Raw genomic sequence first — 11046 nt, 5'->3', positions numbered from 1 at the left:
TGCAGTATCCACCCGCCCGGCAACTCGGTCCAGAGTGACCGTTCCCGGACGGGAGGATCGTCGGCGGTCGCCGTCGGGTGCGCAGCGGCGGGCGGCACGTGTGGATGCGTGTGGATACTGACACGCATGAACGAGCACATCGAGGGCGGCGGACCCGGTATCAACGGCGACACCGCGGATTTTCGGGTGCGCGTCGCAGCGCAGGCGATCCGGCTGTTCGCCGCGCACGGGTACGAGGCGACGACCGTCGATCAGATCGCGGCGGCGGCCGGGGTGTCGCGGCGGACGTTCTTCCGCCAGTTCCGGTCCAAGGAGGACGTGATCTTCACCGATCACGAGTCGCTGCTGGCGCAGGCGTCGGCGCATCTGGCGGCGACGGACGAGGATCCGTGGACGGCGGTGTGCACGGCCGCGCACCTGGTGTTCGACCGGTTCCGGGAGAACCGGGACCTGTCGGTGCGGCGGTACCGGGTGGTGCAGCGGGTGCCGGCGCTGCGCGACCGTGAACTGGTCACCGTGCACCGGTACGAACGTTTGTTCACCGACTATCTGCGCGACGCGGTCCCGACGGCACCGGCGGTCGACGTGGTCGGGTTCGCCGCGGCCGTCACGGCCTGCCACAACCACCTGCTGCGCGCCATGATCCGCGGGGACGAGACCGCCACCCCCACGGCACTCGAGCGCACCCTCACCGACATCCGCTGCCGGTACGGCGTCACACCCGATGCGCACGTCCCCGCACCGGAGTCGCGCCCCGCGGTGACCGTCGTGACCTACCCGGCCGGAACCGCCCCGGACGAGGTGGCCCGGCGCGTCCGCGAGCAGCTCAGCCAATATTGACCGGCACTCAGTGCCGTGGTTGACTGGAAGCAACTTTGTTGCGTGCACGCAACCGGCGAAAACATCACCGGTTACCGCGTCACCACACCCACCGAAAAGTGACACTCAGTGCCCCTGCTGAGTAACCGGACGAGGGGCGGCCGGCGCTGCCAGACTGGACTCCCGACCGTCCCCGCACACCGAGGAGCGTCCCCATGGCCGGCAATCCGGATTTCCCCCTCTTCCAGCTGAACGAGGAGCACGACGAACTGCGGGCCGCGATCCGCTCGCTCTGTGAGAAGGAGATCGCCCCACACGCGAAGGACGTCGACGAGAAGGCCCGCTTCCCCGAAGAGTCCCTGGCAGCGTTGATCAACTCCGGCTTCAACGCCGTCCACGTGCCCGAGGCGTACGGCGGTCAGGGCGCCGATTCGGTCGCCACGTGCATCGTGATCGAGGAGGTCGCGCGGGTGTGCGGCTCGTCGTCGCTGATCCCGGCCGTCAACAAGCTGGGCACGATGGGCCTGATCCTCAAGGGTTCCGACGAGCTCAAGAAGCAGGTGCTGCCGGGCATCGCGGAGGGCGCGATGGCGTCGTACGCGCTGTCCGAGCGGGAGGCCGGCTCCGACGCCGCCGCGATGCGCACCCGAGCCAAGGCCGACGGTGACGACTGGATCCTGAACGGCTCCAAGTGCTGGATCACCAACGGCGGCAAATCCACCTGGTACACGGTGATGGCCGTGACCGACGCCGACAAGGGCGCCAACGGCATCTCCGCGTTCATGGTCCACTCCGGCGACGAGGGCTTCGTCGTCGGCCCGCTCGAACACAAGCTGGGCATCAAGGGTTCCCCCACCGCCGAGCTGTACTTCGAGAACTGCCGCATCCCCGGCGACCGCATCATCGGGACGCCCGGCACCGGTTTCAAGACCGCCCTCGAGACTCTCGACCACACCCGTCCCACCATCGGCGCGCAGGCGATCGGCCTGGCGCAGGGCGCGTTCGACGCCGCGCTGGCCTACACCAAGGACCGCAAGCAGTTCGGCAAGTCGATCGCCGACTTCCAGAACACCCAGTTCATGCTCGCCGACATGGCCATGAAGATCGAGTCGGCCCGCCTCATGGTGTACACCGCCGCGGCCCGCGCCGAGCGCGGCGAGAAGAACCTCGGATTCATCTCGGCGGCCGCGAAGTGCCTCGCCTCGGATGTCGCGATGGAGGTCACCACCAACGCCGTCCAACTGTTCGGCGGCGCCGGCTACACCACCGACTTCCCGGTCGAGCGGATGATGCGGGATGCGAAGATCACCCAGATCTACGAGGGCACCAACCAGATTCAGCGTCTGGTGATGTCACGCGCACTCCTCAAGTGACGCGCACGGCTCGAGTAACGCGCGCTTCTCGAGTGACGCACAGTTCCGTGTCAGCGGTTCCCCCGCACCCGGCACCCGTGTTCCATGGAAGGGACGGCGCTCTCCCGCGCCGTCCGTGAAGCACGGTTCGGGCCGGAATCAGTCGGGGCGTCGGCCGCGATGCCGTGACCGACGTGCAAGGAGTTGATTCCCGTGGGATCGATAAGCATCCTCAGTGAACTGGTCGGCGTCCTGGGCCAGCTGATGGGCATGATGGGCCAAGGTGGTGGGACTGGTGGCCTCGGAGGCCTGGGTGGCGGCGGCAGCCTCGGCGGGGGCGGCGGCAGCCTCAGTTGACCGAGGCCGGAAACGAATTCGGGCCGGTGGGCGCATGTGCCCACCGGCCCGAGTTGCAGAATGATCTTGGACAGCGCGTCACCGCACCGGTGACGTGAAGAGACGACAGTGGAGATTCGACTGTGGAGCTTGTGGGTGTGATCGGTGGTGGCACGATGGGTGCCGGTATCGCCGAGGTGTGTGCCAAGGCCGGGAGCAACGTGCTGGTGCTCGAGACGAAGCAGGAGTTCGCCGACGCCGCGCAGACGCGCATCGCGTCCTCGATCGGCAAGGGCGTCGCCCGCGGCAAGATCACTCAGGAGGAGGCGGACGCCGCCGTCTCCCGGGTGCGCGTGACCCTCGACATCGAGGAGTTCGCGGACCGTGACCTCGTCATCGAGGCCGCCCCGGAGATCGAGGCCCTCAAGTACGAGATCTTCGGCAAGCTCGACAAGATCGTGAAGCCGTCGGGCATCCTGGCGACCAACACGTCGTCGATCCCGGTCATCAAGGTTGCGAACGCGACGCAGCGCCCCGAGCAGGTCGTCGGCGTCCACTTCTTCAACCCGGTTCCGGTGATGCCGCTGGTGGAGATCATCTCGACGCTGGTCACCGCCCCGGAGACCGCGGCCGCCGTCACCGACTACGCCAAGAACACCCTGGGCAAGACCACCGTGCAGGCCGGTGACCGGGCGGGTTTCATCGTCAACGCGCTGCTCATCCCGTACCTGTGCGACGCCGTCCGGATGCTCGAGTCCGGTTACGCGACCGCCGAGGACATCGACGACGCCATGAAGGGCGGCTGCGGCTACCCGATGGGTCCGCTGACGCTGCTCGACACGGTCGGTCTGGACATCGCCCTGGCCGCCGCCGAGTCGCTGTACGCCGAGTTCGGTCAGCCGCACTACGCGCCGCCGGCACTGCTGCGCCGCAAGGTCGACGCCGGCCACCTCGGCCGCAAGACCGGCCGGGGCTTCTACAGCTACAAGTAGTTACCCCGCAACGACTTCCGGCCCGCACCCCCTCGAGGAGGGCGCGGGCCGGAGTCCGTTCGGGCGGAGATCAGCCCTTCGGCATCAGCGCGTTCACTGCGCCGACGAGCGTCAGGATCGCGCCCACGCCGCCGAGGACGGTGCCGACACCGCTGACGACCGGCTGGATCTGCTTGATCAGCGCGAGATCAGACTCGGAAGAACCCATGTCAAAACTCCTCACAATGAAGTGTGTCCGCGCTGGTGCGCGTCCGATTGGCTGCCGCGACGCCCACGAGAATACGTAAGTCGTTCGGGCAGAGATTCTGTGAGACAGCCGATTTCGCCTCCGGCCTCCTCGAATCTCCGTGAGAAATAATCACGCGACCCGGCAACGGTTCGAGAACGGCCGGGTGACGTCGAGGAAAACAGTTACCGACGAGTCGGTGGTTCCGACTCGATCAGCTCGACACGACCGGCAGCAGGTCGGGGGCGACCACGTCGGACAACCGGTCCCACGGCACGGTCACCACGATCAGGCCGGCCGCGTGCGGACCCACCTGGTAGTCGGTGAAGTGCAGTTCCATCCCGGCCGGGGTCGCCACCCAGTTCGCGAAGTTCTCCACCCGCGGTTCGATGCCGTCCCGGACGAAGTCCGGCCCCGCAGCGGTGGACGGCAACAGCCGTGCCGACTCCTCCGACAGGCGTTGCAGGCCGGCCTGCAGGTTCGGGAACAGCCGGTCCAGGGTGATCGGCTGGGCGTCGTCCCCGATCACGACCGTCGCGACCAGCGGCGTCGGGTGCGCTCCCGGCGGGTCGGCGTTCCACGACGTGATCAGCAGTCCGCTCACGACGCGGGCCCCGATGTGCGTGACGGCCGAACCCCGGCCGCTGTCGAGCGTGAACCGCTCCCCCGACCGGCCGTCGATCTGATCCTGCAGCGCCGCCCGCATCGACTCGTCGAACTCGCCCGTCACTGCCGGATCCCCGCCGGTGAGTTGCGGGACGAGCACGTCGTAGCGGACGCGTCCGGTGTCGCCGGTGACCTGTATCGAGGTCGGGGTGTAGGGCACGGCGGGTACACCGGTGGAGGTCGGCTCGTCGAACGTCCCGACGGACACCGACGCCGATGCAGATGCCGTCGCCGGTGCGTCGTGTGCGGTGGGGGTGCCGTCGGTGGTGGACGAACAGCCCGCACCGAACGCGAGCGATCCGGCGGCGAGCAGGACGAGGGCGGTGCGCGGGTTCCTCATCGCCTCATTGTCGCGCCGACCGGACGTGGTTGCCGGGTGTTTGACGGCCCTGACCCCGGCCTGCGGGCTGTTGCTGCGCCATCGCCCGAGTGGCGTGCGCAGCAACAGCCCGCAGCGGATCGGTCGTCTCGAGGCTGATGCAGGTCGGCCCGCGACCGCCGGCCACACCGGCGCGATACTCCACGGGTACGCCGCCGTATTTCCACACGGCGTCGAGGTTCATCGCGTCGAGCAGGCCCCGTGGCCGGGTTGCGTTCCTCTCCCCGTGTCCCCCGCGTTTCGCGCACTTGTCGCGGCCGGATCACCCGATCCGGCGCGACAAGTGCGCGAAACGCGAGAGGGTCAGACGTTGTGGCAGGCGACGAAATGCCCGTCGCCGACCTCCCGCAGCTGCGGCTCCTCCGACGCGCACCGGTCCGTCGCCAGCGGGCAGCGGGTCCGGAACCGGCACCCCGACGGCGGGTTGAGCGGCGACGGCAGGTCGCCCTCGATCACCGGGGTGGCGTCGGCCTCGCCGCGGTGGATGTCCGGGTCGGGGATCGACGCCAGCAGCAGCCGCGAGTACGGGTGCACGGAGCGCTTCTCCATGTCGTGGCTCGGCGAGATCTCGCACACCTTGCCCAGGTACATCACCATGACACGGTCGCTGATGTTCTTGACCACCGCCATGTTGTGGGCGATGAAGATCATCGACAGGTCGAACTCGGCCTTCGTGTCCTCGAGCAGGTTGAGGATCTGCGCCTGGACGGACACGTCGAGGCTCGACACAGGCTCGTCGCAGATGAGGACCTTCGGGTTCATCATCATGGCGCGGGCGATGCACACGCGCTGGCACTGGCCGCCGGACAGCTCGCCGGGCAGCCGTTCCCACACCATGTCCGGGTCGAGGCCGACCGAGCGCAGCAGGTCCCGGGCGAGTGTCTCGAGCCGTTCCTTGTTGTGCTGACCCCACATCCGGGCACCCTCGGTGACCAGATTCTTGACCTTGCGGCGCGGGTTCAGCGACGAGATCGGATCCTGCATGATCATCTGCATCTTCGCCCGGATCGAGCGCAGCGCGGACGGGCTCAGCGTCGTCAGTTCGATGCCGTCGATTTCGACGCTGCCCGACTTCGGTGACGGCAACTGCAGCACCGCGCGACCGGCGGTGGACTTGCCGCAGCCGGATTCGCCGACGATGCCGAGGGTTTCACCGGGCATCAGATCGAAACTGATGTCGGACACCGCGTACACCGTCTGGCCCCGGCCGGCCGGGAACTCCACGACCAGGTTCTCGACGGTGAGGACGGGTTCGGCATCCCTGCGCAGGTGCGCAACTCCACTACCGGCCATCAGATGTTCTCCACTTCGAGCTCACGATCGAGCGCACCCTCGGTGCGCGGCATCCCGAGGTCGGCGGTGCCGGCCAGCGGGAAATGACATGCCACCTGGTGCGGGTGACGATCGCCGGCCGTGTCGGCGGACGACGTGAGGGTGGGCACGATCTCGCGGCACTTGTCCTGCGCGTACTTGCAGCGCGACGCGAACGAGCAGCCCTTCGGCGGCTTCGTCATGTCGGGCAGGCCGCCGTCGATGGACTCGAGCCGGGTGTGCGGTTCCTGTTCGAGCCGTGGCACGGCCGCGAGCAGTGCCTCCGTGTAGGGGTGGCTCGGGTTCGTGAACAGCTCCCGGGTGGGGGCGGTTTCGACGATCCGGCCCGCATACATCACGGCGACCCGATCCGTCTGTCCGGCAACGACACCCAGGTCGTGGCTGACGAGGATGCCGGCCATGCCCATCTCGGTGCGCAGCGAGTCGAGGAGCTCGAGGATCTGCTTCTGCACCGTGACGTCGAGGGCCGTGGTGGGCTCGTCGGCGATGGTCAGCTTGGGGTCGCAGGCCAGGGCCATCGCGATGACGACACGCTGACGCATGCCGCCCGAGAGCTCGTGCGGGTACTGGTCGATACGCCGCGACGGCTCGGGGATCCGCACCTTGCGCAGCAGTTCGATCGCCCGCTCCCGGGCCTGCGTCTTGTCCAGACCCAGGTGCGACCGCAGCGACTCGGTGAGATGCGTGCCGATCCGCTTGAACGGGTTGAGCGCCGACATCGGGTCCTGGAACACCATCGCGATGTCGTTGCCCCACAGCTTCTGCTGATCCTTGCGGCTCAGCGTCTGCATGTCGCGGCCCATGAACTGCACCTTGCCGGTGACGGTGGTGCTGCCCCCGTGCGAGACGAGGCCCATGATGGTCTGTCCCAGAACCGATTTCCCGGATCCGGACTCGCCGACCAGGCCGAGGGTCTCGCCGGCCTCGAGGGTCAGCGACACGCCTTCGACGGCGCGCAGCTGCCCACGCTTGGTGCGGAATCTGGTGGACACGTCGTCCACGGTCAGAAGTGGTTCGTTGCTCACAGCTTCACCTCCCGGGCTCCGCCGGTACGCTTCTGGGCCTTCTCGCCGACCATGTTGAACGCGAAGACCGTCAGGAACAGGAACAGGCCGGGCACCAGCACGATGTACGGGTGCTTCTCGAAGACGTTGCCCTGGCCCTCCGAGATCATGTTGCCCCACGTCGGGGTCGGCGGCTGGATGCCGAGACCGAGGAAGCTCAGCGACGCCTCGGCGACGATCATCACCGAGAGCATCACCATGCCGAGCGAGGCTAGCGGCAGTGCGACGTTGGGGGCGATCTCCCGGATCATCACCCGCCACTTGGTGGCGCCCATCGAGCGGGCCGCCAACACGAATTCCCGTTGCGAGAACACCAGGGTGTTGGCTCGCGCGATCCGGATCATGCTGGGGATCGCCAGGATCGCCAGGGCGAACGAGATGTTCCGCAGGTTCGGCTCGAGCACCGACGCGAGCGCGATCAGCAGGATCAGTGCCGGCACCGCGAGCAGCGAGTTGGTCAGCACACCGATGATCTTGTCGACCTTGCCGCCGAAGTAGCCGGAGATGATGCCGATCGCACCGCCGACGATCAGTCCGATCAGGACCGCGGACACCGCAACCACGAGCGAGCCGCGGGCACCGAAGATGGAGCGTGCCAGCATGTCGAGGCCGAAGTTGTTGGTGCCCAGCGGATGATCGGAGAACAGGCTCGGCGGCGAGTAGCTCTTGGCGCCGAGCGTCTTGGTGGTGTCCTCGTGTTCGGCGAGCGGCAGGATCGGGGCGAGCAGGGCCGCCGAGACCAGGATCACGAGCCAGATGCAGGACAGGATGAACGTCAGGTCGAAGTCGGGTCCGAAGCGGGCCAGTCCCAGTCGCCGCGCACCCATGTAGAGGGCGATCAGGCCGACCGCGACGAGCACGATCCGGCCCCCCGTCACCAGCATCGGGGCGATCCCGAGTCCGGCGGCCACGACACCCACGACGGTGAGGATCGTGCCCACGCGGTACAGGTTCCGCTGTTCGGCGGAGTCCGTGGTGTCGATCACGGTCGTGGTCGCACCGTCGTCCAACTCCCGGCCCGTCTCGGCCGGCATCTCGATCTCGTCTGTTGTGGTGTCAGACATGGGCACGTCGGCTCCTTGGGTCGAGGTATCCGTAGGAGAGGTCGATGACGCTGTTGGCGACCACGTAGATGACCGCGATCACCAGCACCGCACCCTGCACCATCGGCATGTCACCCTGCTGCGCGGCACGGACGATGAGCGAACCCATGCCCGGCAGCGAGAACAGCGTCTCGACGATGACAGTGCTGCCGATCATCGAACCGAGGACGATGCCGAGCATCGTGATGAGCGAGAACGACGACGGCCGCAGCGCATCGCTGAACAGCAGGTGCCGGTTCGACATGCCCTTGGCCTTCGCGACGAGGATGTAGTTCTCCTTGAGCGTCGTCACCAGGTCACTACGCAGGATGCGGGTGAACATCGCCATCTCCAGAAGGCTGATGGCGACGGCCGGCAGGATCGCGTGGTACAGGTTGTCGCCCAGCCCCTCGGACACGCGCACCCACTGCGAACGCGGGAACCAGCCGAGAGCGTTGACGAAGATCATGATGAGCAGCAGGCCCGACAGGAAGCTCGGGATCGACAGCACACCGAAGGTGCACGCGCTGATCGCGCGGTCGATCCAGCCGCCCTGGTGGCGGGCCGAGTACATCGCCAGCGGCACCGAGACGACGAGTGCGATGACCAGGCCCATGACGGCCAGCTGCACGCTCACCGGCAGCGCCGACGCGATGCTGTCGGTCACCGATCCCTGCGGCGGAACCATCGACTGCCCCAGATCACCCTGCAGGGCACCGGACAGCCAGTGCCAGTACCGCGTCAGGAAGGGGTCGTCGAGGCCCATCTCGGCTCGAACCTTCGCGTACTCTTCCGGGGCACGTCCCTCACCGAGCACTGCCACCGACGGATCGCCCGGGATGAACGATACGAGGGCGAACGTGCCGAGACTGACGATGAAGAGCACGACGACCAGTTCGACCAACTTGTCGATCACTGTTCGCGTCATCGTGTCACCGCCTCCTTCCTGTTATTCGTGAGCGTCCCAATCCGAGTTGCGACGAGAGTTGATTCAGGACGCGGAACCGGAAGTGAGTCATGCGTTTTCCGAAAAGCATGATCCCGTCCGCGCTGGGATGGATACCGTGTGCATTCCTGCGTCACGGGATGAAGGGTCGGTCGGTGTCGGCGTCGAACACCACACGGCCGTCGACCACCGTTGCGAGCACGGCGACGTCCTTGATCGCCGACGGCGGGCAGGACAGGGGGTCCGTGTCCAGGACGACGAAGTCCGCGAACAGACCCGGTGCGATCGAGCCCTTGACGGCGTCCTCGCCGACGAGCAGCGCGGCCTCGCTCGTGTACCCGGCGACCGCGGTCGCGGCGTCGACGCGCTGCTCGGGTCCGAGCACCTGGCCGCCGCGGGTGATCCGGGTGACGGCGGTGCCGATCGTGAACAGCGGATCCACCGGGGTGACCGGACTGTCGCAGTGCAGCGCGAACCGCAGGCCGGCCCCGGTGATCGAGGCGAGCGGGCTGATCCGTCCGCCGCGGTCGGGTCCGAGGAACCGGTCCCGGTGGCGATCACCCCAGTAGTAGACGTGGTTGACGAACACCGATGCGGCGACGCCGAGTTCGCTCATGCGCCGAATCTGGTCCTCGCGCAACGTCTGCACGTGTTCGAGGCGATGCTGGAGTCCGTTCGGGAGGCCCCTGCCGCTGGCGGCCACGGCCTTCTCGATCGCGTCGAGCGCGACGTCGATGGCGTGGTCGCCGTTGGTGTGGATCGCGACCTGCAGTCCCGCGGCATGGCAGCGGGCCACCATCACGTCGAGGTCTCCGGACGGAATCGCCATCTCGCCGCAGTGGCAGCCGTCGAGATCGTGGTAGGGCTCCGACAGGGCACCGGTGTGCAGTTGGATCGAGCCGTCCGAGATCAGTTTGACGCCACCGACGGTCAGGGTGTCGCCGGACAGGTCCTCGGCGGCAGCGGCCGGATCGAACCCGTCGAGCGCACCGGAGCCGATGTACAGGCGTCCGCGCAGCGTGAGGTCACCGGCCGCCTGCAGGCGCCGGTAGGAGTCGATCATCACCGGGGTGACGTACATGTCGCTGAAGCTGGTGACGCCGACCGACGCCATCCGGGCCAGGGCGCGGCGCAGCGACGCATCCAGGTCCTCGGGGCCGGGCATCGTCTCGGCGGGGTCGACGACCAGGCTCATCGCCGGCATCTCCCGGAACTCGCCGGTGGGGGCGCCGGACGCGTCGCGGACGATCACGCCGCCCTCCGGGTCCGGGGTGTCGCGGTCGATCCCCTTGGCCTGCAGGACGAGCGAGTTCACGTACACCGCATGCCCGGACAGGTGCCGGACGAAGATCGGCCGGGTCGTGTCGGCCCGGTCGAGGTCGGTGGCGGTCAGTCCGCGGTCGTCCGCGACGAGGGTGTCGTCGAATCCGGCGGCGAGGACCGCCTGCCCCGGCGCGGTGCCGGCTGCACGGGCCGCGAGCGCGACCACCAGGGTGTCGACGTCCGGGCAGGCGGTCACGCCGGCGTCCACATCCGCCTCGGCGTTGCCGGACATGTGGGGGTGGACGTGGGTTTCGACGAAGCCGGGGAGGACGGTGCGGCCGGCGAGGTCGACACGGGTGGTGCCGGGTCCCGCGAGGGCGGCGATCTCGGCGTCCGAGCCAACCGCGACGAACCGTCCGTCACGTACGGCGAAGGCCGTGACCGGACCGGGGGCCGCCATGGTCTGCACGACGCCGCCGAGGCAGATCAGGTCGGGACGCAACGTGCCTGTATCGGCACCCGCTGCCAAACAATCGACCATTTGATCTCCTTCTGAGACGTGCGTCACAAGACGCTTGAGGGAGGCTAA

At 67.9% G+C, this 11046-nt stretch carries 11 protein-coding genes; 4 read left to right on the top strand and 7 right to left on the bottom strand.

The window, feature by feature from the left end:
- Positions 1–126 precede the first annotated feature (126 nt).
- The 4 genes from E0497_RS02070 to E0497_RS02060 all read left to right on the top strand — a co-directional run bounded on the left by E0497_RS02070 (position 127) and on the right by E0497_RS02060 (position 3499).
- Positions 127–840: a TetR/AcrR family transcriptional regulator gene (locus tag E0497_RS02070; protein WP_137723097.1), complete on the top strand. Its 714-nt coding sequence runs from the start codon at positions 127–129 to the stop codon at positions 838–840.
- Positions 841–1034: 194 nt separating this feature from the next.
- A complete protein-coding gene (locus tag E0497_RS02065) occupies positions 1035–2192 on the top strand; it encodes an acyl-CoA dehydrogenase (protein WP_137723096.1) in 1158 nt (385 codons plus the stop codon).
- A 192-nt stretch (positions 2193–2384) separates the two neighbouring features.
- A complete protein-coding gene (locus tag E0497_RS20570) occupies positions 2385–2528 on the top strand; it encodes a hypothetical protein (protein WP_170312833.1) in 144 nt (47 codons plus the stop codon).
- 122 nt (positions 2529–2650) lie between these two features.
- The gene (locus E0497_RS02060) at positions 2651–3499 is read left to right on the top strand and encodes a 3-hydroxybutyryl-CoA dehydrogenase (RefSeq protein ID WP_137723095.1); all 849 of its coding nucleotides are present in this window, start codon (positions 2651–2653) and stop codon (positions 3497–3499) included.
- A 70-nt stretch (positions 3500–3569) separates the two neighbouring features.
- Here E0497_RS02060 and E0497_RS20565 read toward each other — a convergent pair whose 3' ends face one another.
- From E0497_RS20565 to E0497_RS02030, 7 genes are all read right to left on the bottom strand, one after another.
- Positions 3570–3707 carry a hypothetical protein gene (locus E0497_RS20565; RefSeq protein WP_170312832.1) on the bottom strand — a complete coding sequence of 46 codons (138 nt, stop codon included), beginning with the start codon at positions 3705–3707 and terminating at the stop codon, positions 3570–3572.
- A 232-nt stretch (positions 3708–3939) separates the two neighbouring features.
- Complete coding sequence (locus tag E0497_RS02055; protein WP_137723094.1) at positions 3940–4731, bottom strand: RsiV family protein; 792 nt, start codon at positions 4729–4731, stop codon at positions 3940–3942.
- Between the two features lie 342 nt (positions 4732–5073).
- The gene (locus E0497_RS02050; RefSeq protein ID WP_137723093.1) at positions 5074–6063 is read right to left on the bottom strand and encodes an ABC transporter ATP-binding protein; all 990 of its coding nucleotides are present in this window, start codon (positions 6061–6063) and stop codon (positions 5074–5076) included.
- On the bottom strand, positions 6063–7127 hold the full coding sequence (locus tag E0497_RS02045; RefSeq protein WP_137723092.1) for an ABC transporter ATP-binding protein: 1065 nt from the start codon (positions 7125–7127) through the stop codon (positions 6063–6065). The genes E0497_RS02050 and E0497_RS02045 overlap by 1 nt, the downstream gene beginning before the upstream one ends.
- Positions 7124–8230, bottom strand: coding sequence for an ABC transporter permease (locus tag E0497_RS02040; RefSeq protein ID WP_137723091.1), 1107 nt, complete (start codon positions 8228–8230; stop codon positions 7124–7126). Before E0497_RS02040 ends, E0497_RS02045 begins: the two co-directional genes overlap by 4 nt.
- Complete coding sequence (locus E0497_RS02035) at positions 8223–9176, bottom strand: ABC transporter permease (protein ID WP_137723090.1); 954 nt, start codon at positions 9174–9176, stop codon at positions 8223–8225. Before E0497_RS02035 ends, E0497_RS02040 begins: the two co-directional genes overlap by 8 nt.
- A gap of 151 nt (positions 9177–9327) precedes the next feature.
- Complete coding sequence (locus E0497_RS02030) at positions 9328–10998, bottom strand: amidohydrolase (RefSeq protein WP_137723089.1); 1671 nt, start codon at positions 10996–10998, stop codon at positions 9328–9330.
- Between the last annotated feature and the right edge of the window lie 48 nt (positions 10999–11046).

The organism is Prescottella subtropica (assembly GCF_005434945.1).
Classification (GTDB): domain Bacteria; phylum Actinomycetota; class Actinomycetes; order Mycobacteriales; family Mycobacteriaceae; genus Prescottella; species Prescottella subtropica.
The sequence above is the reverse complement of the archived record's forward strand: the minus strand, read 5'-3'. Positions and strand labels throughout refer to the sequence as shown.

Coding starts and splice junctions, on each gene's coding strand:
- E0497_RS02070 (WP_137723097.1), top strand. CDS start 127: ATGAACGAGCACATCGAGGGCGGCGGACCCGGTATCAACGGCGACACC.
- E0497_RS02065 (WP_137723096.1), top strand. CDS start 1,035: ATGGCCGGCAATCCGGATTTCCCCCTCTTCCAGCTGAACGAGGAGCAC.
- E0497_RS20565 (WP_170312832.1), bottom strand. CDS start 3,707: ATGGGTTCTTCCGAGTCTGATCTCGCGCTGATCAAGCAGATCCAGCCG.
- E0497_RS02055 (WP_137723094.1), bottom strand. CDS start 4,731: ATGAGGAACCCGCGCACCGCCCTCGTCCTGCTCGCCGCCGGATCGCTC.
- E0497_RS02050 (WP_137723093.1), bottom strand. CDS start 6,063: ATGGCCGGTAGTGGAGTTGCGCACCTGCGCAGGGATGCCGAACCCGTC.
- E0497_RS02040 (WP_137723091.1), bottom strand. CDS start 8,230: ATGTCTGACACCACAACAGACGAGATCGAGATGCCGGCCGAGACGGGC.
- E0497_RS02035 (WP_137723090.1), bottom strand. CDS start 9,176: ATGACGCGAACAGTGATCGACAAGTTGGTCGAACTGGTCGTCGTGCTC.
- E0497_RS02030 (WP_137723089.1), bottom strand. CDS start 10,998: ATGGTCGATTGTTTGGCAGCGGGTGCCGATACAGGCACGTTGCGTCCC.